Genomic DNA, 22553 nt, shown 5'->3' with positions numbered 1-22553 from the left:
GCGAGATCCACCCTGGAGAACCAGTACGTCAAGGAGTCCACAACCCGTGGCAGTCAAGATCAAGCTGCAGCGTCTCGGAAAGATCCGTGCGCCGTTCTACCGCATCGTCGTCGCCGACTCACGCACCCGCCGCAGTGGCAAGGCCATCGAGACCATCGGCCGGTACCACCCGAAGCAGGAGCCGAGCCTGATCGAGGTCGACTCCGAGCGGGCCCAGTACTGGCTGGGCGTGGGCGCGCAGCCGACCGAGCCGGTCCAGCACCTGTTCGAGATCACCGGTGACTGGCAGAAGTTCAAGGGCCTGCCGGGCGCCGAGGGCACCCTGAAGACCAAGGAGCCCAAGGCGGACAAGGCGGAGCTGTTCGCGGCCGCGCTGGCCGCCGCCGGTGAGGAGCCCGTCACCGAGGCCACCACGCCGAAGCGCAGGAGCGGCAAGAAGGGTGACGCCAAGGCCGACGAGGCCGCGGCCAAGCCGGACGAGGGCGCCAAGGAAGACGCGTGAGCTTCCTCGCGGACTCGCTGGAGCACCTGGTGCGAGGCATCGTCGACCACCCGGACGAGGTCCGGGTGGAGCTGGTGACCACGCGCCGGGGCCGCACCCTGGAGGTCCACGTCCACCCCGACGATCTCGGCAAGGTGATCGGTCGGGGCGGGCGTACGGCCACCGCCCTGCGCACAGTCATGGCAGGCATCGGCGGCCGTGGCGTTCGCGTGGACGTGGTGGACACCGACCACTGAGATGGACGTCGTCGTCGGCCGTGTGGCCAAGGCGCATGGCATTCGCGGCGAACTCGCCGTGGATGTGCGCACGGACTCACCTGAGGAGCGTTTCGCTCTCGGTGCTGTCGTGGCCGCACGGCTGCGCGACGGCAGCTCTCGACCGTTGACGCTCACCGCCGTACGCGCGCACGGCGAGCGCCTGCTCGTCCGTTTCGACGAGATCCCTGGCCGTACCGAAGCAGAGGCTCTGCGGGGTGCGCTGTTGCTAGCGGACACCGATTCCCTGCCGCCGTCCGACGATCCGGACGAGTTCTACGACCACGAACTCGAAGGACTGACCGCGTTCCTCGTCGACGGCACCGAGATCGGCGTGGTCCGCGAGGTCCTGCACAGCCCCGGCGGCGAGCTGCTGGCCGTCGACCGGGCCGGCGGCGGGGAGGTCCTGGTGCCGTTCGTCCGCGAGATCGTGCCCGAGGTGGACATCCCGGGCCGGCGCGTGGTCGTGGATCCGCCCGAGGGACTGCTGGACTGACCATGCGGATCGACGTCGTCACGATCTTCCCCGAGTACCTCGCGCCGCTGCGGGCAGCGCTGCTCGGCAAGGCCATCGACCGCGGCCTGATCGGCGTCGACGTCCACGACCTGCGTGACTGGACGCATGACGTGCACAAGGCCGTCGACGACAGCCCGTACGGCGGCGGTCCGGGCATGGTCATGAAACCTCAGGTGTGGGGCGACGCCCTGGACACCGTGTGCGGCTCGGGAACGCCGCGCCTGGTCGTGCCGAGTCCCGCGGGTCGGCCGTTCACCCAGGAGACGGCCAGGCAGTACGCCACCGAGCCGTGGCTCGTGTTCGCGTGCGGCCGGTACGAGGGCATCGACCAGCGCGTGATCGACGACGCCGCCCAGCGGATGCCCGTCGACGAGGTGTCCATCGGGGACTACGTGCTCGTCGGCGGCGAGGTCGCCGTGCTCGTCATGGTCGAGGCCATCGCCCGACTGTTGCCCGGTGTGCTGGGCAATCCGGCGTCGGCGCAACAGGACTCGTTCTCCGACGGCCTGCTCGAAGGCCCGAGCTACACGCGTCCCGAGGTGTGGCGCGACTTCCCGGTGCCCGACGTCCTCCGGTCCGGCAACCACGCCGCGATCGACCGCTGGCGCCGCGACCGGGCACTGGAACGCACCTTCTTCCGGCGCCCTGACCTGCTGGAACAGCTGCCCGAAGGCGCGCTCGACAAACACGACCGCAAGCTGCTCGACCAGCTGCGGGCAGGGCCGATTTCGCCTCCGCCCTGACGACCTGTCATACTTACCCAGTTGTTGCCGTCACGGGCGTGATGCCCTGGCGCGCACAAAGCCCCCTCCCAGGTCGGCACCCGGTTGCGGTCGTGCCTGCCGGGACCACGTACAGCACTCCCGATGACGAGGACGGACACCGATGAACACCCTGGATGCACTGGACGCCCAGTCGCTGCGTTCCGACATCCCGGACTTCCGGCCGGGCGACACCGTGAATGTCCACGTCCGCGTCATCGAGGGCTCGCGCTCCCGGGTCCAGGAGTTCCTGGGTGTGGTCATCCGCCGGCAGGGCGGTGGCATCCGGGAGACCTTCACGGTCCGCAAGATCTCGTACAACGTGGGCGTCGAGCGCACCTTCCCGGTGCACTCCCCGAACATCGCCAAGATCGAGGTGGCCAAGCGCGGTGACGTCCGCCGGGCCAAGCTGTACTACCTGCGCGAACTGCGCGGCAAGGCGGCCAAGATCAAGGAGAAGCGCGAAACGCCGTCGGGCGCCTGAGACGATCATCAGCGGCTGCCGGTAACCTGACCACGTGGTTAATCCCGTGCACTCGAACGCACCCGGGGATGATCCGGAGCGTCCGGAAGAAGTGACTGGTCCGGTTGAATCCGGAAAGTCCGAAGAGCAACGCGAGCCGGGGATTTATGAGTCCCGGCGTGGCAAGCCCGCTCCGGACTCTTCGGACGAAACGGAAACGGGTAAGCCCAAAAAGAAGAAGATGTCCTTCTGGAAGGAACTGCCGATCCTGATCGGGGTCGCGTTGGTCCTGGTCTTCCTGATCCAGCAGTTCCTCGCCCGGGTGTACGTGATCCCGTCCGGCTCGATGGAGCAGACGTTGCACGGCTGCCCCGGGTGTAATGGCGACCGCATCCTGGTGGAAAAAGTCACCTATTACTTCACCGACCCGGAGCCTGGCGACGTCGTCGTGTTCAAGGGGCCGGAACCGTGGGTACAGAACGAATTCAGCACCGATCGTTCGACCAACGCCTTTGTCCGGTTTTTCGAGCAGCTGGGTTCGGTCATCGGCCTCGCCCCGCCGGACGAGAAGGACTTCGTCAAGCGCGTCATCGCCACTCCCGGGCAGAAGGTCCGGGGCGACGCGAACGGCACGGTCTACGTCAACGACAAGCCGCTCAAGGAGCCGTACGTCTACTGGGAGGGCGGCGGGCCCAACGAGCGCCAGGCGTTCGCCGAGGTCACGGTGCCGCCGGGCAACCTCTGGGTGATGGGGGACAACCGCAACAACTCGTCGGACTCCCGCTTCCAGGGCGGCGGTGGCCTGAGCGACGTGCCGAACTACAGCGGGGTCGTACCGATCGACAACGTGATCGGCAAGGCGCAGATCATCGTGCTCCCGCCTGGTCGCTGGGGCGGCATCACCGACCCGAACCCGCAGACGCTGGCCGCCGCGCCCGCGTGGCAGGAAGGTATCCCGGTCGGCGGTGGCGTGCTGCTGGCGTATCCGGTGTTCTGGGTCGGTCGCCGCGCCGGCAGGGCAGTGACCGTACGTCTCAAGGGATCCGATCGGAAGTAGCCGTGCCGGTCTCCACGAGCCTGCGCCCGCCGCGCGTTCCCGTCCGGCGTGACGGCGGGACCTGGGCGATGCAGGGCGCACTCGAACGACGTGGCCTCGGCCCGGTCGCCGGAGTCGACGAAGCCGGCCGAGGCGCGTGCGCGGGCCCCCTGGTGGTCGCGTCCTGCGTACTGAAACCCGGTGACGCGGCCAGGTTCGAGGACCTCACCGACTCGAAACTGATGACGCCGACGGCGCGGGACCGGATGTACGACATCGTGCTCGCCCGTGCCCTGGATCACTCAGTAGTCGTGATTCCACCCGATGAGGTGGATTCTCGAGGGGTGGGGTACGCCAACCTGGAGGGCATGCGCCGAGCCGTCGCCCGCATGCGGATCCAGCCCGGATACGTGCTCACGGACGGTTTCCGGATCCCCGGCATGACCGCGCCCACCGTCGCGGTGATCAAGGGCGACCTACATGTGGCGTGTATCGCAGCGGCGTCCGTGCTGGCCAAGGTGACCAGGGACCGGATAATGGGTGAGTTGCACGACGAGCTACCGATCTACGGTTTCGACGAGCACAAGGGCTACATCACCGGCAGGCACCATGAGGCGCTGGGTGAGCACGGCCCCAGTGCGGTCCACCGTTGGTCGTACTCGAACGTGGCGTCCGCGGGCATCAAGCACGGCCTGCGCCCGCCGCGCCGGGTGGCGCTGAGTGTGGCGGCTGTCGACGTGGTTCACAATGGGGGCTCCCCTCGGCAAGGGGCGGAATCGGGACGAGGAGGAGCTCGGGTCGGATGAGTGCGGAGGATCTCGAGAAGTACGAGACCGAGATGGAGCTGCAGCTCTACCGGGAGTACCGCGACATCGTCGGCCAGTTCTCCTACGTGGTGGAGACGGAACGGCGTTTCTATCTCGCCAACTCGGTCGACGTGCAGATCAGGGACGCGGACGGCGAGGTGTACTTCGAAGTGCGCATGTCGGACGCATGGGTGTGGGACATGTACCGCCCCGCCCGGTTCGTCAAGAACGTCCGCGTGATCACCTTCAAGGACGTCAACGTGGAGGAACTGGACAAACCCGAGCTACGCCTGCCCGAGGACGGCCTCTGAGCCACCCCGGCGGCCTCAACCAAGCAGGTGGGCCCGTAGCAGGTCGGTGAACTCCGGCGCCCGTTGCACGTTCGCCAGGTGCGCGGCGCCGTCGAGCACCACCATCCGGGACCTCGGCACCAGCGCCGCGATCTCGCGCGCGTGTTCCGGTGGGGTCGACGGATCCTCGGACCCGGCGATCACCAGGGTCGGCGTGGGCAGGTCGGGGAGCTTGTCGGCGAAATCCCAGTCACCGATGGCCTCGCACGCGCCGGTGTACCCGTCGAGCGGGGTGCTCGCGAGCATCGTCCGGACCCGCTCGGCGGTCTGCGGCTCCTGGTCGATGAAGCCCTGGGTGAGCCAGCGAGGCATGCTGAGGCCCGCGATCCACTCCATGCCTTCCTTGCGCGCCAGGTCGATCCGGTCCGCCCACATCTCCTTCGGTCCGAAGTTCGCCGAGGTGCACGCGAGCACGAGCTGGTCGATCCGGTGCGGGTGGTAGCGGCCGAGCCACATGCCGATCGCGCCGCCCAGCGACAGCCCACAGAAGTGCGCCTTCTCGACGTCCAGCCGGTCCAGCAGCGCCAACACGTCGGTCGCCATCTCCGCCACGCTGTACGGCCCGGGCGGAACGGGTGACTTGCCGTGCCCGCGGTGGTCGCAGCTGATCACTCGGTACTCGTCGGCCAGCGCCTCGCGCTGCGGCAGCCACATGTCGGTCGAACTGCCGATCGAGCCGGAGAGGAGGACGACTGGGGCGTCGTGCGGGCCCTCGATCGTGTAGTGCACCTCGACGGGCTTCACTTCGTTCCCTTCAGCGCCGGTGGGCCAGTCTGGGGGTCCGGAAGCACCCTAGTGGGTTCCGGCGTTCAGGCACACCCATCGTGCGCGGCCCGTTAACACACCCCACCGACATTCCCGCCATTTCAAGATCGACAACGGCCGAGTTGTCCACATCCCCCCGACCTGTCCACAACCAAAACCCACCCGCTGGCCCACTCGCCCCCCACCCCACAAGCTCGAACCAGCAACCCCAACGACGCGACCGAGGAGGCGCACGATGACGACCCGACCAGCGAACCCGCGACACGAACTGGGCAAGCGAGGCGAAGACCTGGCAGTCGACTACCTGACCCGACACGGACTGAAGTTCCTGATCCGCAACTGGCGTTGCCGAGAAGGCGAAGTGGACATCCTGCTGACCGACGACAGCGCCCGAGTCCTGGTCGCCTGCGAGGTGAAGACCCGAAGCGGCGGCGGCTTCGGCACCCCGGCCGAAGCCGTGGACGACGAGAAGGCCAGACGTGTCCGGCTCGTCGCCACGCACTGGCTGGCGCACTTCAAAGTTCCCTGGGTGCCGATCAGGGGCGACATCATGTCGATCGTCTGGCCGCCGAACACCACACCCCGGATCCGGCACTGGAAAGGGGCTTTCTGATGCGGCTGGCACACACCTGGTCGGTCGCACTGTTCGGAGTGGACGGTGTGCCGGTCGAGATCGAGGCGGACATCGGCGGCGGACGGCCACGAACCCAGATCGTCGGCCTGCCGGACACGGCGCTCAACGAGGCCAAAGAAAGAGTGCGCGCGGCGGTGCGGAACAGTGACGAGGAATGGCCGGACCAGGCCGTCACGCTTGCGCTGTCACCCGCCACCCTGCCGAAAGGGGGCTCCGGCTACGACTTGGCGCTCGCGTGCGCCGTCCTCGCCGCTGCCGAGATCGTCCCCGACGACCTGTTGGGCAACACCGTGCTGGTCGGTGAACTGGCGTTGGACGGCCGGATCCGGGAGGTCCGGGGTGTGCTCCCGGCGTTGCTCGCCGCCCGCCGGATCGGCCTGAGCCGTGCCGTCGTGCCGAAGGCGACCCTGCCGGAGGCCGCGCTGGTCAGCGGAATCGAGGTGCTCGGCGCGGACACCCTCGCCGAAGTCACCCGATGGCTGCGCGGCGAAGACAACGGCCTGACCGCACCGGACCCCGCCGTGCCCCCGCCCGAACCGGTCGCGCCGGACCTTGCCGACGTGCTCGGCCAACCGGACGCGCGGTGGGCACTGGAGGTCGCCGCCGCGGGCGGCCACAACCTGTTGCTGATCGGCCCACCAGGAACGGGAAAGACCATGCTCGCCCGCCGCCTGCCCGGCCTGCTCCCACCGCTGACCCAGGACCAGGCCCTCGAAGTGACGGCGATCCACTCCGTCGCCGGCATGCTCCGCACCGAGTCTCCGCTCGTGACCATCCCACCCTTCATCGCACCCCACCACACCGCGTCCAGAGCGGCCCTCGTCGGAGGCGGAACGGGCATCGCCAAACCCGGTGTGATCAGCAAAGCCCACCGCGGCGTCCTCCTGCTGGACGAGGCCTGCGAGTTCGCCCCGGACCGGCTGGACGCCCTGCGGGAAGCCTTGGAAGACGGCGAGATCCGCCTCGGCCGAAGAGACGGCGTCGTCACCTACCCCGCCAGGTTCCAACTCATCCTCGCGACCAACCCCTGCCCCTGCGCGCCACCCCGGGACACTGACTGCACGTGTACCCCAGCGGCCCGTCGCCGTTACATCACGCGTCTGTCCGGTCCGTTGATGGACCGGGTCGACCTGAGGGTGCGGATGCGGCCCATCACCCGAATGTCCATAACGGACGACTCAAGGCCGGAACCGACAAGCACGGTCCGTACCCGAGTGCGTCAAGCAAGGCAGCGTGCCCGCGACCGGTGGTCCACCCAGGGCTGGACGACCAACGCGGAAGTGCCCGGCCCCTACCTACGCCGAGAACTCGCCCTGCCCCGTCAAGCAACGGCGCTCCTGGACCGAGGTCTGAGCACCGGAGCCGTCACGGCACGGGGGGCGGATCGCTGTCTCCGAGTTGCTTGGACACTCGCGGATTTGGCAGGTCTGGAAAAACCCGACGCCGACCACGTCGCAGCGGCCCTCGACTTCCGTGACCGGCGAGCAGCTTGACGACCTACAACTGCCTCCCTCGCGACCAACGGGCCCCTGCGGCCCATCCACCTCAGGTAACAGACCTGTCGCCGTCCACCGCGTGACTGGTAGCCCAGAACGCCAGGACCTCGCGAACCATCCACCCGGAAGCCGGAATCCCATGACCAAAGCACAACGACGCCGCAAACCCAACCAGCCAGTGAACCCGGCGACCACCGCAGCCTGCTGCCTGCAGTCCCCGCAGCGCTCCGGATCGAGACCGGCCCAGTGCCCGTTGACCCGCACCATCTGCCGCATCGGGGAGGAGGAGGCCGAGGTGTCGTGGCCCCCTTGTCAAGACTGGTCCTTTCACCGGTGTGGCAACCGCTTGTGCCCTCGAAAGTCGAACGGGCGGCGTGTCACCGGCCAACTCCACTGTGAGCTTTGTGGAATAGACGCTCAGCGTGCGGCCGGGCGCATGCCGGGCGACGAGTGCATGCGGCTGGACCAGCGCTACGGACGGCGGCACCATGGTGACTGACCTGCAGGCCAGCACTGTGGCGCCCTGGAGCCGCCCGACCAAGCACCGCCGGTCAGGAACGCGTCAGCACGTTGCAGCCCAGGTGTTTGGACGGCCGATGCAAGGTCTGACCTCCACCTCTGCCGAGGGAAGTCGTCCTGCTCGATCACCCACTGGAACCGCTGCCTGTCCACGAGACGGTGCGCGGACTCAGCGTTCGGCGCCTCGCTGCCGCTCGGCGAGCGTGAGCCAGCCAACAGTGTAGTTGCCACACTTGCGGTCCATGCGCCCGGAACGGGCGACATGACACGGCTGAGGTTCACACCCGCCACGACCTTCACTGTTTGACAGGCCCATCCAAGCAGACAGCCTCCAACACATTGGTGCGCCGACCGACCAATGACCTCGTCGCGCCATGCACGCCGGCGTCAAGCCCAGCAATTCCATCTGCCTGTACCCACGAACGGACAACTCCCAATGTTCAGCCACAGTCGCTTCAATGACCCGTACCACATCTCCCGAGTGCCACGCGTCATCACATTTGCCATCGCGTTCCATCCGAGGGCCGGAGCAATCGCCTCCCTCGCTGTGTTCGAGATCTTCGACATTGGCCCTCGCCTCCCCAACGCGACCTTCCAAAGTGGACAGAAAGCCGCAGTTCCTCGAAAGAGCAGTTCACTGAGGCGTGGTCCGCGAAGTCGAGGCCGGCATGCGTTGCCGAGCTGTTCGCGCATCCGCGCGGCCTGGCGCACGATCATGGAGTTCGCTCGGAGAGTAGTGCGATCCTGCCTAGACCGCGTGTGCGACGTGATCGATGTGGAACGCCACCGCGACCTCGCCCGAACCACCTACATCCATCCAGCGAGCGACCTGGCTGAAATTCGTGACATGTCCCAGTTCTCCGACCGGGCCACGATCGACGAACACCTGCCCGACAGTTTTGTCCCCATCACCTACCTGCACCGTCCGCTACCGCTAGGACCGCCACCGGTGGCCACCCGGTACAGCCCGGCGCAGGGTCGCCAAGGGCTGACTTACCCGGCGGTTGGTAGGCCCGTGCGGCACCGAGTGAGAGGGCGCGGTCGGTGTGTTGATCCTGCTGTCCGCGCCCGGCGGACTGCGATCGATGGTCCCGGCCCTGCGTACTCCGCCGTAGTTGGAGGCCAGCCTGGTGGTGAGCCTCAGCGATCGCAGGCTGATGTTCGCGCACGCACTGCCCACCGTAGTGGCAGAGTTGCTGCTGAACTTCGTACGCGGGCTGGTCGCGCCGTTGGCCAACGTCGGCACATGCCGAACTGTGGCTTCGCCTGGTGGCGACTGGTTCAGGACATGCCGCTACCGACACGATGGCTGATGTTCTGCCTGCCGGCGGTCCTGTTCGCGATCACCGACCTGGCGGGTCCTGTGATGGCCTTGATCTACGGGATGCCTACGGCCCTGGCTGGGTTCGCCGCACACCGCTCGGGAACACGCGCAGAGCCTCTGCGGGCGGAAGTGCGCTTCCAGGGCGCCAGCAAGTTCCTCGCTCACCTGCACGCTTTGCGGCGGCTCGCTGGGTCAGGCGCGTATCCCGGTCGCCACAACCCTGCCGATCGACGTGACTGTCAAGCCTCAAGCCCAGCCACTCGCGCTGCGTCCGGGTCTGCCGAAACCGCTTCTGCGGCGCCACCCACAGCTGCGTCTTCGAATCGTTCCATTGTCCAACATGGACAGTTTTGCGTGCTCGGTACGACAGGTTCAGGGTGGCGTGATGTCCGGGTGTGAGGAGGAGCGCCTCGCGTGGGCGTACTTGGTCAGGGTGGCCGAGCCACCTGCTCCCGCTGTTGTGGATCTCGTTGGCCATGTAGGGGCCGTTGAGGCCGCTCGGATGATTCGGTCTGGCGACGTGCCGGACGCCGTTCTTGAAGCGACCTCTTCCCGACGTCTTGTTGACAAGGCTGCTGAAGATCTGGCGGCGGCCCGACGAGTCGGCGGGCGGTTGGTAGTTCCTGGAGACGCGGAATGGCCGGCGTGGGCTTTGCTGCCGTTGGCGAACGCGGCCGGGCGTGGGCTTCGGTGGGCGTGTCCGCCATTGGGACTGTGGGTTCGCGGGAAGGCGTTGCTGAGCGAGCTGTTGGAGCGGGCTGTGTCGGTTGTGGGCGCACGGGCGGCCACCGGGTACGGGGAGCATGTCGCCACGGACTTGGCCTATGAGTTGGCACGCAACGGGATGACCGTTGTGTCTGGTGCGGCGTATGGAATCGACGGCTGCGCCCATCGAGGTGCCTTGAACGCCGAGGGGAGAACACTCGCGGTCTTGGCGTGCGGAATTGACCAGAGCTATCCGGCGGGCCACACCCAGTTGCTCGACCGGATCACCGGCCGAGGCCTGGTCGTCAGCGAGTACCCGCCGGGAACCCAGCCTGCCAGGCACCGGTTCCTTGTGCGGAATCGGCTGATCGCAGCTCTGAGCGCGGGCACGGTCGTCGTCGAGGCAGGAGTACGCAGCGGCGCACGTAACACAGCGTCGTCCGCCGCTGCCCTGGGGAGCGTGCTGATGGCCGTCCCCGGCCCGGTGACGTCCGCGATGTCCGCCGGGTGCCACGAACTCCTCCGCGACGGCCTGGCGACAACAGTCTGCACAGCCGCCCACGTCATCGAGGCAGTCGGCCAGTTCGGCGACGACCTCGCACCAAAGCCGACAACGGAATCCCGCCCCACAGACAGCCTGGAAGGCGACGCCCTCCGAGTCCACGAGGCCCTCGAACCACGCATCGAGCAGTCCGCCGAACGGATCGCCGAACTGTCCGGCGTGGCCCTGACCAGAGTCCGAGCAGTCCTCCCAGCCCTGGAACTCCTCGGCCTGGCAGACAGACCCGAAACCGGCTGGCGACGAACCAAAGCCAACCACAACCCAACAAAAGCACCACCCACACCCCAAACACAGCAGACAAACAACCAACAACCGGCCCCAACCTGAACGTCCTCACCACCACAACCCCAACGCGACCATCGCCCAAGGAACCAGAGCAACGCCAAGGCCACCGCCCCAGGACGGGATGACTGGCCCAGATCAACTGCTCAACTCCCCGAGACTCCAGCTCCATAGCCCAACGAGCAGCCGACACAGCCCGACGGCTCGACCGGCACAACGGCCAGGCTGGGCGTGGAGGCTGGGCGTGGAGGCCGTCCGGCGGGCATAGCGGCAGGGCTGCTGGGCGTCGGGCAGTTCGCCTGACGTAGCAGCCGGGCCGAGCATGGCAGTCCGGCTGACCTAGCGGCTCGGTTGGCGTGGCGGTTGGGCTGGCGTAGCGGCTGGGTTGGCATGGTGGTTGGGTTGGCGTCGCGATTGGGCTGGCGTGGCGGTTGGACTGGCATGGTGGCTCGGCTTGCGTGGCGGTTGGGCTGGGCATGCCGGTTCGATTGGGACGATCGTTCGACCCGCACAGCGGTTCGAATGGCATGACAGTCGCGTCATGGATAGCGATTCGACAGCACCGTGGCCGGGCCGGGTCGATGGTGGACCGGGCATGGTGGCCCGATTGGGACGGTGCTTGGGTTGGCACGACGGTTCGACCGGGGCGATGGTCGGACTGGCACGGCGGCTCGATCGGCACCGTGGCCCGGCTGGCACCGTTGTCCGGCTGGCACCGTGCTACAGCCGGCATCGGGCAACTGCCGGCGTGGTGGGTGGGCTGGCATGGTGGTCCGATCAAGACGGCGGCTCGGCTGCCATGGCTGTTTGGCTGCCATGGCCGTTTGGCTGGCGTGGCCGTTTGGTTGGCATGGCCGTTCGGCCGCCCCAGTGACTCGATCGGCGCCATAGTTCGGGCGGCACTGTCGAGCGCGTTGGGCACTGGCTCGAATCACGTGAGCTCTGGCTGGCGCCGGACACGGCGACGTACGGTCGTTGACTCCGCTGGGTTCGGGCCAAGAGCGGCCCGGTAGACCCTGTCACAGGGCACCGGCATCAGCGGAGACGACACGGTCTGCCGCGGCCACCCTCCAACCTATCGGCGCACACGGCATCCATTTGCTTGACGGCGGTGTGGGCGTTGGTGGGCCGGACTTGCCAGGACGTGAGGCGTTGGTGCGCCGGGTTTGCTGGGGCGTGAGGCGTCGGTCTGCTGGCTGTGTCAGGGTGTTGAGCGTTGGTCCGCTGGACTTGGCTGGGGACATGGGCGTTGGTCCGCTGGCTGGGTCGGGGTGGCGTGACGTGTCCGTCTGTTTGATGCCACTGTTTTGATGCTGCCCGGGGCGGGTTGGGCGTCGATCTGTCGACATCGCCGACGGCACAGGTCTCTCGTTGAGGAGGCGGGTCGACTGTGAGTAGTCCGCGAGGCCTACGGCTACACCTGTAAGTGCTTGGGGGATCCGGCTCTCACTCGATGGGGTGAACCGCTGTGGGTGGCCGCCGGGAAAAGGGGCTTGCGACCGTCAGCATTGGCGTGGTGATCCACCCGATGAGGTATTGCTGTCGTGGCCTTGTGTCGGGTTCCGCGAGCTTGGACAGGGCTTTGGCTATGGTGATCGGGTGGTTGGGTCGAATATTCGTCACTCGGTGCGTGCCGTTGTTCTTGATGAGGCTGATCGCGTCTTGCTGGGGCGGCACCGGTTGAAGACGGCTGTGGTGTGGGCGACTCCTGGGGGTGGTGTCGAGTCGGGTGAGACACCGATGGATGCGTTGTCACGCGAGTTGCGGGACGAGATCGGGTTGACGATCAGTGACCTGGGGCCGCACGTGTGGAGCCAGGAGGCCACTGGGTCGAAGTATGTCGCCGGCTATGACGGGGTCGTGAACGACTACTTCCTGGTACGGACCTCGTCGTTCACGCCCCGCGGGTTGATGACGGATGTGGAACTGGCCCAAGGATGGATCACCGGGTGGCGCTGGTGGTCATTGCGGGACATCGCCGGTTATGGCGGTCCTGACCTGTTCTCACCTCGCGACCTGCTCAACCTGCTGGGCGTGCTGGTCGCCTTCGGTGTTCCGGCGCAGCCGGTGCGGTTGGGCGCGTGAGTACGGACGTTCGCTTCTGAATGGGTGCAGGGCACCGAGCCCCGCGGTGCCAGTTCTAAAAGACCCAGTACTGGTGGTAGTACTCGTCGCTGTGGCCGCAGCTCCACAACCTGACCTGGTCACCGTTGTTGGCGGGATGCCAGACGTCCACACACAGGTCTGGGCCGTCGGTCCCGCCCCAGTTGCCCATGATCCGATACGTCAGGTCACTGGAGCTTCCGCGCGGAAAGATGTGGAACAGTTGAGCCTTGTTCCAGCCGTTGCACTCCCACAGCTGTAGTGGTTGCCCGACTTTCAGTGTTCCGCCGGGAATGTCCAGGCATTTGCTTGTGCCGGCCAGGTGAATGTAGTAGTTGTGGTCCGCGGCCTTGCCGACCGTCTCCAACCACCACTTCTCGTTGTTGTTGGGTGGGCACTGTTGTAAACCCGGATCTGGTCACCGTCGCAGCGACATCCACCCCAGTCGTCAAGGAAGCCGCCGGCGCTCTCCCGGATTCCGCCGCCCTGTGCCGCGAGCGCGGCCTCCGGACTTCCGGTGGTGGCCGAGGCGGTCACCGGAACGACGAAAGGAGCCGCGACTGCGATCAACGCCATCGCTAGAAGACGTTTCATTCTCTTCCCTTTTTGAGGCATGTGACGCCATGAAAGCTACATCGGCAATGCGCCGGGGGCGTCGTATAAGGGTTTGGCCCTCGCATCCACCTGTTTTTGTAGTGTGGTAAACTGCAATGGTAGGTCGCCGTGAGGGAATCAATCGTTGGGTGTTGTCCAACCTGTGCGCGGGACCGTGGGACAGCTTTGGTGGGCCGCCCCCTGTCCGCCCAAGCGTCGCGCTCGGGCCGCGATGGGAGCTCGGTTGCCGGCTGGGTGTCCAGTTGGACATCTGGTGATGGGTTGTTTTGGACTTATTTTTCCTCCTTTCGGGCGCTAACGAGACGGATCGAGGCAGGCTGACTGGCTGCTCGGTCGTCGGCCGGCGAAGTTGGGGTGTGGCGGTGCTTGACCCCGTTCACCCGACCGCGCAGCGTTGTCCTTTGTGTCACCGAGTTCCCGCCGCCACCGGGTTGACCTTCTCAAGGTGAGGGCCGCCCTGCCGCCACCCGACGGGGACATCGTGGATGCCTATGAGCGGCATCTGCGGTCTGAGCGTGGGTTGTCCCCGCACACAGTGCGTGCCTATGTGGGTGACGCGGTCTCCCTCCTCGGTTACGTGCGTGGTCTGGACGTACTGGGGACTGGCGAGCAGGAAAGGCACGAGCTTGACCTGCCGGGGCTGCGGGCCTGGCTGGCTGGCCAGCGGTCGGCCGGAACCGGGCGGACGACTTTGGCGCGTCGGTCGGCCGCGGCGCGGACGTTCACCGCGTGGGCCTACCGACGTGGGCACATCGCGACCGACCCGGGCGCGCGGCTTGTCGCCCCCCGACCGCACCGGAAGCTGCCTTCGGTGCTGCGGCGTGACCAGGCCGACGACCTGATGCGGGCCGCGGAATCCGGGGCCACCGAACGTAATCCCGTAGCAATGCGGGATCGGGCGGTCGTGGAGCTGTTGTACGCGACTGGGATCCGAGTCTCCGAACTGTGTGGCCTGGACGTCGACGACGTGGACACCGACCGGCGAGTTCTGCGCGTGGTCGGTAAGGGTGACAAGGAAAGGACAGTGCCTTTCGGCGCGCCCGCCCAACGAGCCGTGCTCGACTGGCTCGCCGAGGGACGCCCGGAGTTGGTGAACGACAAGTCGCCACCGGCGCTGTTGCTCGGGGTGCGTGGCGGCCGCCTGCAGCCCGGCAGCGTCCGGCGGATCGTGCACCAGGCGCTCATGGCGGTGCCCGGGGCGCCCGACCTGAGTCCGCACGGCTTGCGGCACACCGCGGCGACGCATCTGCTTGAGGGAGGCGCGGACCTACGCAGCGTCCAGGAGTTGCTCGGTCACGCCACTCTGGCCACGACACAGCTGTATACACACGTGACCGTTGAGCGGCTACGGAGTGTGCACGACCAGGCTCATCCCAGGTCGTAGTGGTAAACGTGTACCGGCCATCGGTACGACGCGACGCGCCGTGACAATTTGCCAACACTAGGGGGCGAGATGAACACGGAAAGCTCCTAAGCTGGACGGCATGTCGCGCGGCTCCAGGCTGGATCAGGTGACCCCCGATCCAACGAGATCGGACAACGCAGGGAGAGGTTCTCGCACTGTGGCCGTACCCGAGCCCGAAGCGCGGCCCACGAACGGGTGGGCTGCGCCTTACGGGGCTGGCCAGCCCGACGGAGTGCTGCCGGGCGACCACCGGACCGCGGACGATGTCGAAGCCGGCATCGTCGCCTTGTGGCGCGAGTACGGCAAGGAGCGCGAACAGCGCCTGCGGGACCGGCTCGTGCTGCACTACGCGCCGCTGGTCAAGTACGTCGCCGGCCGCGTCGGCACCGGCCTGCCCGCCCACGTCGACGTCGGTGACCTGGTGCAGTCCGGCATCTTCGGCCTGGTCGACGCGATCGAGAAGTTCGAGCCCGAGCGTGGCCTGAAGTTCGAGACGTACGCCATGCAGCGCATCCGTGGCGCCATCCTGGACGACCTGCGGTCCCAGGACTGGGTGCCGCGATCGGTCCGTGGCCGGGCCCGCGAGGTCGAGCGTGCCCTCGAACGCCTCGGCGCCCGCCTGCAGCGCCAGCCCAGCGACCGTGAACTGGCCGCCGAGCTCGACATGACCCTCGACGACCTGCACGACCTCTACGCCCAGCTGCAGCTCACCAGCGTGGTCGCCCTGGACGAGCTGGTCGCGGCCGGTCGGGGCACGGCATCGCTCGCCGAAACCCTGCCGGACGAAGGTGCTGAGGATCCCGTCGCCACCCTGGTCGACCTCGACAACCGGCGCCAGCTGGCCGGCGCGATCGAGCAGCTCAACGAGCGGGACCGGATCGTCGTGACGCTGTACTACTTCGAGAACCTGACGCTCGCCGAGATCGGCAAGGTCCTCGGCGTGACGGAATCGCGCGTCTGCCAGCTGCACACCCGCGCGGTGCTGCGCCTGCGAGCCAAACTGGTGGAGCAGTCCGACGCCTGACGGCAACAGCCGTACATGCCCAAGGGCCAACAACCGCAACGGATCCACATACTCGCCGCCTCGCCGCGCGCCCCAGTGCAGGCAGGCGGTTCGGCATTGCCCATGGCCTGGCACGAGATGGCCGATCACGTCACCCTGCCGGACGGTCTGTCCTCTCACCACCACCGGTGACACAGGCTCGTAGACGGTTCGCAGCCCGCCCGAGTGCTCTACGGACACCAACGGCCTGTCCACCACCATGCCGGCGAACACCACGATCCCATCTCCGGCGGCGAGTACCACCTGATCGGCCACGCCGCCGAGATCGACCCCACGATGTCCAGGCCCATAGGGACCAAGGGGCGGGATGAACGGACGGACAACGGGGTGCGGAGGAGACAGCGGCCAGGAGAAACGCGACCGGACCGACGGCGCACGAGGGAAGCCAGCGGTGGGTGGTCTGGGGAGATGGGGTGGTGAGGCGGAGTGTGATTGGGCTGGTGGTGGGGATGGGTTGGTGGGTGATTCGGCGAGGTGGGGTGGTGGGAGTGAGGGTGGCTGGGTTGGGGGTTGGGTGCTGTTGGCAGGTGGTTGGGTGAGATGGCGTGGCGTGGCGGGATGTGGCTGGGGTGGTGGGGATGTGTCGGCGGGCGGTTTGGCGAGCCCGTGTAGCGCGAGGCGGTGTGGCTGGGCTGGTGGTGGGAATGGGTCGTTGGGTGATCTGGCGAGGTGGGGTGGTGGGGACGTGTTGGTGGGCGGTTTGGCGGGATTGGGTGATGTGAGGACGCGTGGCTCGATTGACGGTGGGGAGAAGGACGGTGGGGAGAAGGACGGCGATTTGGGCTCGGCGATGACGGTGGGTGGGTTCGGCGGGATGTGGGTGATTGGCGGCGGGGTGGGGGTGATTGGCGTTAGGCGAGTGGTGTTCGTGGGCGGGGATGCGGGTGGGCTGTGGGCTGCGGGTGGGTGGGGCCAGGTGGATCGCGGTGAACTGGCGAGGTGCGCTGTGGGCGGGGACCATGGGGTGCTGGCCGGCGGCGTTGTGTTCGGTTGGGGGGCGGTGGGGGCTGTAAGGAGGAGGGCCAGGGCGATGAGCTGGGGGAATGGGGTCATGATTTCAGCTTGCCCAGGCGTTCGATGATCCGGAAGTCCCTTCTGGCTTGCTGTGGACAACTGTGGGGGATGTGGATAAGTGGGGGTTGACCCGGTCCCGCGATGCGGGGATTGTCGGTGGGTCGGCGTACACTGCTCACGCGGCCCGTGGATTCACGGGACGACTTCGCGTGCCAGTACGAACCGGCCTCACGGACCGGTGACGACGCCCGCCGGTCTCACGACGAGTTTCTGTTGTGGGTTCGGGCGCCGGTACGGCACCAGGGCGGTGGACCACCCGGCTCACCGCGGCAAACCGATTCGCGTGCCTGACCACACCGGCCGGCATGCCAGGACAGAAGAGGTGCGAATCCGGCCATGGCCGTCGTCACCATGAGGCAGTTGCTCAACTCCGGCGTGCACTTCGGGCACCAGACCCGCCGCTGGAACCCGAAGATGAAGCGATTCATCCTCACCGAGCGCAACGGCATCTACATCATCGACCTGCAGCAGACGCTGACCTACATCGACCGGGCCTTCGAGTTCGTCAAGGAGACGGTCGCGCACGGTGGGTCGATCCTGTTCGTGGGCACCAAGAAGCAGGCGCAGGAGGCCATCGCCAACGAGGCGCTGCGGGTTGGCATGCCCTTCGTCAACCAACGGTGGCTCGGCGGCATGCTGACCAACTTCTCCACCGTCCACAAGCGCCTCCAGCGGCTCAAGGAACTCGAGTCGATGGAGCAGACCGGCGGCTTCCAGGGTCTCACCAAGAAGGAGATCCTGATGCTGACCCGGGAGAAGGACAAGCTGGAGCGCACCCTCGGCGGTATCCGCGACATGTCCAAGGTGCCGAGCGCCATCTGGATCGTGGACACCAAGAAGGAGCACATCGCGGTCGGTGAGGCGCGCAAGCTGAACATCCCGGTGGTGGCGATCCTGGACACGAACTGCGACCCGGACGAGGTGGACTACCCGATCCCGGGCAACGACGACGCCATCCGGTCGGCGGCGCTGCTGACCAAGGTCGTCGCGGAGGCCGCCGCCGCCGGCCTGATCGCCCGGTCCGGTCGCAACGGCGCCGCGGTCGAGGGTGACGACAAGCCCGAGCCGGGTGCCGCCGAGGAGCCGCTGCCGGAGTGGGAGCGCGACCTGCTGGTCAGCGCGTCCGCGGACGCCGGGGACACCCCGGCGCAGCCCGAGTCCTGACCCGACGCCAAGATTCCGGTACCCGCCGACCATCAGGGGCGGGTACCGGCCGCACACTTGACAAGGACGGAATAACGCACGATGGCGAACTACACCGCCGCGGACGTCGCGCGGCTGCGTAAGCTCACCGGCTCCGGCATGATGGACTGCAAGAAGGCCCTGGAAGAGTCCGATGGCGACTTCGACAAGGCCGTCGAGTTCCTGCGCATCAAGGGCGCCAAGGACGTGGGCAAGCGGGCTGAGCGGGCCACCGCCAACGGCCTGGTTGCCGCGGACGGCGGCGTGATGGTCGAACTGCGCTGTGAGACCGACTTCGTCGCCAAGAACCTGGACTTCCAGGAGCTGGCCAACCGGATCCTGCGGGTCGCCCAGGCCGTCAAGCCGGCCGACGTGGAGGTCCTCAAGGCCGCCGACTTGGACGGCCAGACGGTCGAGGCGGCCGTGCAGGCGCTGTCGGCCAAGATCGGTGAGAAGCTCGAGCTGGCCAAGGTGGTCGTGCTGGACGGCCCGGTCGCGACCTACCTGCACCGCCGGTCCGTCGACCTGCCGCCGGCCGTGGGCGTGCTGGTCGAGTACAACGGCGAGAACGCCGAGGCCGCCCGTGGCGCCGCGATGCAGGTCGCCGCGCTGAAGGCCCGGTACCTGACCCGCGACGACGTGCCCGAGGACCTGGTGGCCAACGAGCGCCGGATCGCCGAGGAGACCGCGCGTGAGGAAGGCAAGCCGGACGCCGCGCTGCCCAAGATCGTCGAGGGTCGGGTGAACGGCTTCTTCAAGGACGTCGTGCTGCTGGACCAGCCGTCGGTCACGGACTCGAAGAAGACCGTCAAGGCCCAGCTGGACGAGGCAGGTGTCACGGTCACCCGGTTCGCCCGCTTCGAGGTCGGCCAGGCCTGATCCAGGCCTCAGCCACCACAACGCAGCGATGACAGCTTGACGGGCGGGGTCACGGACGTCGGTACGACGCCCGTGACCCCGCCTTCGCGTATCCGCAAGTCCCCAGGCCGCCAGGAGGAGATGTGACCGAAGGCAACTTCCCGAAGCCGTTCCGGAGAGTGCTGCTCAAGCTCGGCGGCGAGATGTTCGGTGGGGGCGGCGTTGGCGTCGACCCCAACGTCGTGCAGACGGTCGCCCGGCAGATCGCCGAGGTGGTCCGCGCGGGGACCCAGGTGGCCGTGGTGATCGGGGGCGGCAACTTCTTCCGGGGCGCCGAGTTGCAGCAGCGCGGCATGGACCGGGCCAGGGCCGACTACATGGCGATGTTGGGCACCGTGATGAACTGCCTGGCGCTGCAGGACTTCCTGGAGAAGACGCAGGGCATCGAGACCAGGGTGCAGACCGCGATCACGATGAGCCAGGTCGCCGAGGCGTACATCCCGCGGCGCGCGATGCGGCACCTGGAGAAGGGCCGCGTGGTGATCTTCGGCGGCGGCACGGGCATGCCGTACTTCTCCACCGACACCACCGCCGCGCAGCGCGCGCTGGAGATCGGCTGTGAGGTCGTGCTGATGGCCAAGGCCGTCGACGGGGTCTACACCGCCGACCCGAAGACGCACCCGGAAGCGACCATGTTCGAGCACATCACGCATCGTGAGGCGCTGGAGAAGGACCTGCGGGTGGCCGACACGACCGCGTTCAGCCTCTGCATGGACAACAACATGCCGATCGTCGTGTTCAACCTGCTGACCGAGGGCAACATCGCCCGCGCGGTCCGTGGTGAGAGGATCGGCACCCTGGTGAGCACCCCCGCGAGTACGGTCTGAGCAGAGCCGAGAACCAAGGAGAAGCCGTGATCGACGAGACACTCCTCGACGCCGAGGAGAAGATGGAAAAGGCGGTGCATGTCGCCAAGGAGGACCTCGCCGCGGTGCGCACCGGACGGGCCACTCCGACCATGTTCTCCCGCATCGTCGTCGACTACTACGGTTCGCCTACGCCGTTGAACCAGCTGGCCGGCATCAACATCCCGGAGGCGCGGATGGCGATCGTCAAGCCGTACGACGCCACCCAGCTCAACGCGATCGAGAAGGCGATCAGGGACTCGGACCTTGGCGTGAACCCGAGCAACGACGGGTCGATCATCCGGATCGTGATCCCGCAGCTGTCCGAGGAACGCCGCAAGGAGATGGTGAAGACCGCCAAGCACAAGGGCGAGGACGCCAAGATCTCGATCCGCAACATCCGCCGCAAGGCCAACGAGGAGCTGCACCGGATCGCCAAGGACGGCGAGGCGGGCGAGGACGACGTGGCCCGCGCGGAGAAGGAACTCCAGCACGTGACCGACCGTTATGTGGCTCAGGTGGACGAACTGGTGAAGCACAAGGAAGCCGAGCTTCTTGAGGTCTAGGTCCGGGCCGACGAAGCGGAACGTGAGTTCCGGCGAAGATCCCCACAGCACCGATATGGGCGAGCCGGCCGGGGACAAGAAGTCCCGGGCCGGCCGGAACCTGCCCGCCGCCATCGCGGTGGGGCTGGCGCTGGGTGCCGCGGTGATCGTGTCGCTGGTGACGGTCAGGGAGATCTTCATCGGCATCGTGGCGCTCGCGGCCGGCGGTGCCACCTACGAGCTGACGACCACGCTGCGCCGCAGTGCGAACATCCGGGTCGCGTTCTGGCCGGTGCTCCTGGGCGGCCAGGCGATGGTGTGGCTGGCGTGGCCGTTCGAACGCAACGGCGTGCTGTCGGCTTTTGTCGTCACGATTCTGGCGTGCTTGTTGTGGCGGTTCCGTGGCGGCACGGAAGGCTATCTGCGGGACATCTCGGCGTCCGTGTTCACCGCCGCGTACGTGCCGATGTTCGCGTCGTTCGCGGCGATGCTCGTGGTCCCGCACGACGGTGTCGCGCGGGTGCTGTGCTTCCTGATCGCGGTGGTCGCTTCGGACACTGGTGGGTACGCCGCCGGTGTGCTGTTCGGAAAGCACCCGATGGCGCCGACGATCAGCCCGAAGAAGTCCTGGGAGGGCTTCTCCGGGTCGATGGTCGCCGGTGTCGTCGGCGGCTGGCTGTCGTTGACGTTGATGCTGCACGCCCAGTGGTGGCAGGGCGCGTTGTTCGGCGCCGCGATCGTGCTGGTGTCCACGCTCGGCGATCTCGTCGAGTCGTTGATCAAGCGCGACCTCGGCATCAAGGACATGGGCACCCTGCTGCCGGGACACGGCGGCGTCATGGACAGGATGGACTCGTTGCTGCCGTCCGCCGTCGTGTCCTGGTTGCTGCTGCGTCTTTTCGTACCCGTCTAGTCGTCATACGGGTCGTCGTTGGCGCTGCCCAGTTCGTCCTCGGTCGGCGCGTGCGGCGTGTACCGGTTGGACGTGTCGATCAGGGTGAACGCCGTGCCGGACGGGTCCTCCACGACCGAGAACCGGCCGAACGGCGAGTTCGCCGGTTCGGACAGCAGCCGCCCGCCGAGCCGCACGGCGAGCACGGCGGCCTCGTCCGTGCCGAGGGCTTCGCCGACTTCGAAGTGGACCATCCAGTGCGGGACGCTCCCCGGCGGGAAGTCCGACCCGAACGTCATCCGGCCGAGCACCGGGGTGCGGGCGCCCGGCAGCGTCCACGTGGTGTAGTCGAACTCGATGCCGTCACCGATCTGCTCCAGCTGGTAACCGAACAGGTCGACGTAGAACTTGTCGGCGGCGTCGCCGTCCCACGTGTTCAGTTCGGCCCAGCGGAACTCGCCCCTGGTGCCGGTGGCGAAGGGCCAGCCGCCGTCGGGCTGCCAGAAGCCGACCGTGGCGCCGGCCGGGTCGGCGGCCACGAGCAGGCTGCCCTGGCTGTCGAACCGCTGTGGTGGCATGACGATCCGGCCGCCGAGCTGGACCACGCGCTCGGCGGTTCGCCTGCCGTCCCGGACGGCCAGGTAAAGCGTCCACGCGTTGTTGGTCTCGGTGTCGGGTGCGCGGTAGAAGCCAGCGGCTGGGACGTCGTCGGCGAGGGCCGTGACGTAGCCGCCTGAGGTGTTCGCCCGGTACTGCCAGCCGAACAGGCCGCCGTAGAAATCCCTGCTGGCTTTCGGGTCAGTAGTGGCGAGATCGATCCAACAGGGTGTGCCGAACTGCATGGCGACCTCCGGTGGGGACGGGCTTTGACGAAGCCCACGGGCGGACGATACGCCTGAACTGCGCCTTGTGGTTTGCTGTTTGCGTGTCGCTGA

General features: G+C 67.4%; 21 protein-coding genes and 2 pseudogenes. 19 read left to right on the top strand and 4 right to left on the bottom strand.

What is annotated here, in order from left to right; translation table 11 throughout:
- The first annotated feature begins 46 nt into the window (after nt 1-46).
- From rpsP to EV192_RS28170, 8 genes are all read left to right on the top strand, one after another.
- Nucleotides 47-502, top strand: coding sequence for a 30S ribosomal protein S16 (rpsP, locus tag EV192_RS28205; RefSeq protein WP_132120626.1), 456 nt, complete (start codon nt 47-49; stop codon nt 500-502).
- A complete protein-coding gene (locus tag EV192_RS28200) occupies nt 499-738 on the top strand; it encodes an RNA-binding protein (RefSeq protein WP_033391510.1) in 240 nt (79 codons plus the stop codon). The genes rpsP and EV192_RS28200 overlap by 4 nt, the downstream gene beginning before the upstream one ends.
- Before the next feature lies 1 nt (nt 739).
- Entirely contained in the window at nt 740-1252 is a 513-nt protein-coding gene (gene rimM / locus EV192_RS28195; protein ID WP_132120624.1) for a ribosome maturation factor RimM, read from the top strand.
- A 2-nt stretch (nt 1253-1254) separates the two neighbouring features.
- A complete protein-coding gene (gene trmD / locus EV192_RS28190; RefSeq protein WP_132120622.1) occupies nt 1255-2016 on the top strand; it encodes a tRNA (guanosine(37)-N1)-methyltransferase TrmD in 762 nt (253 codons plus the stop codon).
- Between the two features lie 142 nt (nt 2017-2158).
- Nucleotides 2159-2518, top strand: coding sequence for a 50S ribosomal protein L19 (gene rplS, locus EV192_RS28185; RefSeq protein ID WP_132120620.1), 360 nt, complete (start codon nt 2159-2161; stop codon nt 2516-2518).
- Nucleotides 2519-2552: 34 nt separating this feature from the next.
- Nucleotides 2553-3554 carry a signal peptidase I gene (gene lepB / locus EV192_RS28180; RefSeq protein ID WP_424923394.1) on the top strand — a complete coding sequence of 334 codons (1002 nt, stop codon included), beginning with the start codon at nt 2553-2555 and terminating at the stop codon, nt 3552-3554.
- A 68-nt stretch (nt 3555-3622) separates the two neighbouring features.
- Nucleotides 3623-4339 carry a ribonuclease HII gene (locus tag EV192_RS28175; protein WP_243727165.1) on the top strand — a complete coding sequence of 239 codons (717 nt, stop codon included), beginning with the start codon at nt 3623-3625 and terminating at the stop codon, nt 4337-4339.
- Nucleotides 4336-4650, top strand: a complete 315-nt coding sequence (locus tag EV192_RS28170) for a DUF2469 domain-containing protein (RefSeq protein WP_132120614.1) — start codon at nt 4336-4338, stop codon at nt 4648-4650. The genes EV192_RS28175 and EV192_RS28170 overlap by 4 nt, the downstream gene beginning before the upstream one ends.
- Nucleotides 4651-4665: 15 nt before the next feature.
- On the opposite strand, the gene pcaD is transcribed toward EV192_RS28170, so the two are convergent.
- The gene (gene pcaD, locus EV192_RS28165; protein ID WP_132120612.1) at nt 4666-5433 is read right to left on the bottom strand and encodes a 3-oxoadipate enol-lactonase; all 768 of its coding nucleotides are present in this window, start codon (nt 5431-5433) and stop codon (nt 4666-4668) included.
- Between the two features lie 256 nt (nt 5434-5689).
- On the opposite strand from pcaD, the gene EV192_RS28160 reads away from it, so the two are divergent.
- The 4 genes from EV192_RS28160 to EV192_RS28145 all read left to right on the top strand — a co-directional run bounded on the left by EV192_RS28160 (nt 5690) and on the right by EV192_RS28145 (nt 13061).
- On the top strand, nt 5690-6067 hold the full coding sequence (locus EV192_RS28160; RefSeq protein WP_132120610.1) for a YraN family protein: 378 nt from the start codon (nt 5690-5692) through the stop codon (nt 6065-6067).
- Nucleotides 6067-7581: a YifB family Mg chelatase-like AAA ATPase gene (locus EV192_RS28155; protein ID WP_132120608.1), complete on the top strand. Its 1515-nt coding sequence runs from the start codon at nt 6067-6069 to the stop codon at nt 7579-7581. Before EV192_RS28160 ends, EV192_RS28155 begins: the two co-directional genes overlap by 1 nt.
- 2186 nt (nt 7582-9767) lie before the next feature.
- Nucleotides 9768-11021 (top strand): DNA-processing protein DprA, encoded by a 1254-nt coding sequence (gene dprA, locus EV192_RS28150; RefSeq protein ID WP_341770909.1) that lies wholly within the window; start codon nt 9768-9770, stop codon nt 11019-11021.
- Between the two features lie 1413 nt (nt 11022-12434).
- Complete coding sequence (locus EV192_RS28145) at nt 12435-13061, top strand: NUDIX domain-containing protein (protein ID WP_341770908.1); 627 nt, start codon at nt 12435-12437, stop codon at nt 13059-13061.
- 55 nt (nt 13062-13116) lie between these two features.
- Here EV192_RS28145 and EV192_RS28140 read toward each other — a convergent pair.
- Nucleotides 13117-13452, bottom strand: a pseudogene (locus EV192_RS28140) (RICIN domain-containing protein); the annotation flags it as partial.
- Between the two features lie 687 nt (nt 13453-14139).
- Here EV192_RS28140 and EV192_RS28135 point away from each other — a divergent pair.
- Together EV192_RS28135 and EV192_RS28130 are read left to right on the top strand one after the other, a co-directional pair.
- Entirely contained in the window at nt 14140-15078 is a 939-nt protein-coding gene (locus EV192_RS28135) for a tyrosine recombinase XerC (RefSeq protein WP_243727116.1), read from the top strand.
- 100 nt (nt 15079-15178) lie between these two features.
- Entirely contained in the window at nt 15179-16123 is a 945-nt protein-coding gene (locus EV192_RS28130; RefSeq protein ID WP_132120598.1) for a FliA/WhiG family RNA polymerase sigma factor, read from the top strand.
- A 51-nt stretch (nt 16124-16174) separates the two neighbouring features.
- Here EV192_RS28130 and EV192_RS28125 read toward each other — a convergent pair.
- Nucleotides 16175-17215 (bottom strand): annotated as a pseudogene (locus tag EV192_RS28125) (M23 family metallopeptidase); the annotation flags it as partial.
- Nucleotides 17216-17572: 357 nt separating this feature from the next.
- Between EV192_RS28125 and rpsB the strand changes: the two are divergent.
- The 5 genes from rpsB to EV192_RS28100 all read left to right on the top strand — a co-directional run bounded on the left by rpsB (nt 17573) and on the right by EV192_RS28100 (nt 21639).
- The gene (gene rpsB / locus EV192_RS28120) at nt 17573-18400 is read left to right on the top strand and encodes a 30S ribosomal protein S2 (RefSeq protein WP_132120596.1); all 828 of its coding nucleotides are present in this window, start codon (nt 17573-17575) and stop codon (nt 18398-18400) included.
- Between the two features lie 81 nt (nt 18401-18481).
- On the top strand, nt 18482-19297 hold the full coding sequence (tsf, locus tag EV192_RS28115) for a translation elongation factor Ts (protein ID WP_132120594.1): 816 nt from the start codon (nt 18482-18484) through the stop codon (nt 19295-19297).
- A gap of 122 nt (nt 19298-19419) precedes the next feature.
- Nucleotides 19420-20163 (top strand): UMP kinase, encoded by a 744-nt coding sequence (gene pyrH, locus EV192_RS28110; protein WP_279494309.1) that lies wholly within the window; start codon nt 19420-19422, stop codon nt 20161-20163.
- 26 nt (nt 20164-20189) lie between these two features.
- Nucleotides 20190-20747 (top strand): ribosome recycling factor, encoded by a 558-nt coding sequence (gene frr / locus EV192_RS28105; protein WP_132120592.1) that lies wholly within the window; start codon nt 20190-20192, stop codon nt 20745-20747.
- Between the two features lie 55 nt (nt 20748-20802).
- Entirely contained in the window at nt 20803-21639 is an 837-nt protein-coding gene (locus tag EV192_RS28100) for a phosphatidate cytidylyltransferase (protein WP_132121476.1), read from the top strand.
- On the opposite strand, the gene EV192_RS28095 is transcribed toward EV192_RS28100, so the two are convergent.
- Nucleotides 21636-22460 (bottom strand): VOC family protein, encoded by an 825-nt coding sequence (locus tag EV192_RS28095; protein WP_132120590.1) that lies wholly within the window; start codon nt 22458-22460, stop codon nt 21636-21638. The two genes, EV192_RS28100 and EV192_RS28095, sit on opposite strands and share 4 nt — an antisense overlap.
- Nucleotides 22461-22553: the final 93 nt, after the last annotated feature.

The organism is Actinocrispum wychmicini (assembly GCF_004345645.1).
Classification (GTDB): Bacteria; Actinomycetota; Actinomycetes; order Mycobacteriales; family Pseudonocardiaceae; genus Kibdelosporangium; species Kibdelosporangium wychmicini.
The sequence above is the reverse complement of the archived record's forward strand: the minus strand, read 5'-3'. Positions and strand labels throughout refer to the sequence as shown.